The 2,681-nt window shown below is 62.8% G+C and carries 2 protein-coding genes; both read right to left on the bottom strand.

All coding sequences use genetic code 11. The annotated features are described in order from the left end of the window. Window positions 1–1,958, bottom strand: a 1,958-nt coding sequence (locus tag RMO81_RS06115) for a PQQ-binding-like beta-propeller repeat protein (protein WP_310474896.1), incomplete at its 3' end; no start/stop codon positions are given. Window positions 1,959–1,981: 23 nt separating this feature from the next. After that, window positions 1,982–2,681, bottom strand: a 700-nt coding sequence (locus RMO81_RS06110; RefSeq protein WP_310474894.1) for a dihydrodipicolinate synthase family protein, incomplete at its 5' end; no start/stop codon positions are given.

Raw genomic sequence — 2,681 nt, 5'->3', positions numbered from 1 at the left:
GGCATGAACACCGCACCCACTTCCTTGCCGGTCTGCTTGTCATAGGCGCGCAGCATGGCACCGCGCGGGCGATCATCGGTGCGGGTGAACTGGTTTTCACCGGCGATCACCACGGATTTCGTGACCAAAGTGCCGATCTGATACGTGGCCTGGCCGGTACGCGGAATGCCGCCCATCGCCTTGATCGTGGGGTGATTGCGCACAAAATCCGGCGTTTCACCATGGGCGATCTGCCATTTGATCGAGCCTTGGTTCACATCGATGGCGCTGATCGTGCCATAGGGCGGCTTCATCAGCGGCAGGCCATCCACGGCCAGACGCGGCGGGCCGGCATTGCCGCTGCCGGGCGCGGCCGCGGGGGCCGGGCTGTCGGCACCGGCGCCTTCGCCCGGGCCCTTGATCATCACCACCGGCTGGCCGGCAACGCCCACCACCAGCGGAATATCCGAAAGGCCGGCGGGTGGCGGCAGCAGGCCGGTCGATGAGATGCAGGTGCCGCAGGCATAGACATAGGCGATGCCAGTTTCCGGATCGAAACTGCCGCCCGGCCAGTTGGTGCCGCCCTGTGCCCAGTTGTTGATCACCCCGAATTTCGCCTGCGTGGAGATGATCGGCGGCGTGTAGACCGGCCCCAGCTCATAGTTGCTGGCCAGTTCCAGCGCCTTTTTCTTCAGCTCCGGCGTGAAATCGATCAGATCGGATTCCAGATAGCCGTTGCGGCTGTACACCGGCGGCTTGGTCGGCATCGGCTGGGTCGGGCTGTACCATTCACCGGGCACCTTGCCCTTGGCCACTTTCACTTCCTTGATCGGCCACACCGGCACGCCGGTGGCACGATCGAACACATAGAAGAAACCCTGTTTCGACGGCAGGCCAACCACCTTGCGCGGCTTGCCGTCCACCGTCACGTCCATCAGCAAGGGCGCGCTGCTGTTGTCGAGATCCCAGATTTCGTGATGGATCAGCTGGAAATGCCAGCGCCGCTCACCCGTCTTCAGGTCGACCGCCACCAGGCTGTTGCCGAACAGATTGGGGCCGGGGCGCTTGCCGCCAAAAAAGTCTGATGTGGGCGATTCGACGGCGAGATAGGCCAAGCCCAATTCCTCATCGACGGAAACCTGCGTCCACACGCCGGTGTTGCCGTTCACATCAGCGGATTTGTTCAGCCAGGTATCATAGCCGAATTCGCCGGGCTTGGGCACGGTGTGGAAGGTCCACATGCGTTTGCCGGTGCGCACGTCAAACGCGCGCACATAGCCCTTGGTGTTGTTGTGGGTTTTCGGCGTGAAGCCTTCGCGGAAGGCGGCGCCGATGATGATGCTGTTGCCCGAAACTGCCGGCGCGGAGTGAACGCCGACTTCGCCGGTATCAAGATCGCCCAGATCCTGATCGAAATCGGTTTTCAGATCGACAACGCCGTTGGTGCCGAACTCCGGGTCAGGCCGGCCGGTGTCGGCATCGAGCGACACGAGACGATAACCGATGGTGACATAAAGGATGCGGCGCCGGGTGCCGTCGGTCCAGTAGGACAGGCCGCGGCCGGACAGGGCGCGCGGGCTTTCGGCCGAGCGCTTGCCTTCGTGCATGGCATATTGCCAGAGCAGCTCGCCAGTGGCGCCGTTCAGCGCGACGACGGCGCGGCGGGTGCCGCCGGTGGTGTAGATCACGCCATCAACCGCCAGCGGCGTGGATTCCAGCTTGTATTCCGGCCGGCTGCCCAGAATGTCGGTCTTGAAGCGCCAGGCGATTTCCAGATCGTTGAAATTGCCGGCGTTGATCTGATCGAGCGGCGAATAGCGGCTGCCCTTCAGATCGGCGTTGTAGGTCGTCCAGTTGGCGACACCGTTGGCGGTGCGCGCAGCGGCAACGCCTTCCTTGCCCGGCGTTTGTGCGCCGGTGGCGGTGGTGAGCAGCAGGGCTGCGGCGATCGACAGTGGCAGGGTGGAGATGATCTTCATGGTCTTGCCCCTTGTTTCTTGGTTCACGCCGGCATGGCCATGACTTTGTCGAGACCCGCCTTCAGGCTGGCCTTCTGCGCCTCGGTCAGCTGCGGGTAGGGCGTGCGCGCATACATCATCGGGCCGCCCATACGCAGCGACAGGACGTACTTCATCGCCGCATAGCTGTTCGCCCCCATATGGTGGTCGCGCATCACGGCGCCAGCGGCACGCAGATGGGCCAGCTTGGCCTTCCAGTCGCCCTTGGCGCGATACGCCTTGAACACGTCGGCGCTCTTGTCGCTGAACATGTTGCCGTCGGCCAGAATGGCACCCATGCCGGCTTCCACCGCCGGGATCAGGTTGTTCGACGTGCCGCAGCGCATGTTCAATTCGGGAAAATTCTGGAGGAACTGGGCAAAGCCTTCGGAATCGCCCGACGAATCCTTGATGCCGGCCAGGTGCGGATATTTCATCAGGTTGCGCAGCAGATCGATGGTGATCGACACCTCCGACGTGCCGGGGATGTGATAAAGATTGATCGGGATCGACACCGCTTCAAACAGCTTGGTGTAATAATCGGTCAGCCCTTCGGTGGGCGGCTGATTGAAATAAAACGGCGGGATGACCAGCAGGCCATCGGCGCCCACGCTTTGCGCGTGCCGGGCGATGTCGATGGTCTCCACGATGTTCGACGTGCCGGGGCCGACCATGATGTTCATGTTGCCCTTGTGCTGCATCGCC

The sequence above is a fragment of the Sandarakinorhabdus sp. genome, from assembly GCF_031422795.1.
Classification (GTDB): domain Bacteria; phylum Pseudomonadota; class Alphaproteobacteria; order Sphingomonadales; family Sphingomonadaceae; genus Sandarakinorhabdus.
Note: the sequence above shows the minus strand (reverse complement) of the source record. Positions and strands in the feature narration are given on the sequence as shown.